The 243-nt window shown below is 57.6% G+C and carries 1 rRNA gene; it reads left to right on the top strand.

From position 1 onward, the window contains the following. Positions 1-243 (top strand): 16S ribosomal RNA (locus LC417_RS22645); the annotation flags it as partial.

The raw sequence follows: 243 nt of genomic DNA, 5'->3' as shown, positions 1-243 counted from the left end.
CGGGAGGCAGCAGTGGGGAATATTGCACAATGGGCGCAAGCCTGATGCAGCCATGCCGCGTGTATGAAGAAGGCCTTCGGGTTGTAAAGTACTTTCAGCGGGGAGGAAGGCGATGGGGTTAATAACCGCGTCGATTGACGTTACCCGCAGAAGAAGCACCGGCTAACTCCGTGCCAGCAGCCGCGGTAATACGGAGGGTGCAAGCGTTAATCGGAATTACTGGGCGTAAAGCGCACGCAGGCG

This window comes from Pantoea sp. OVA07A (genome assembly GCF_019969975.1).
Classification (GTDB): Bacteria; Pseudomonadota; Gammaproteobacteria; order Enterobacterales; family Enterobacteriaceae; genus Pantoea; species Pantoea agglomerans.
This window is presented reverse-complemented; position numbering and strand designations above follow the sequence as displayed.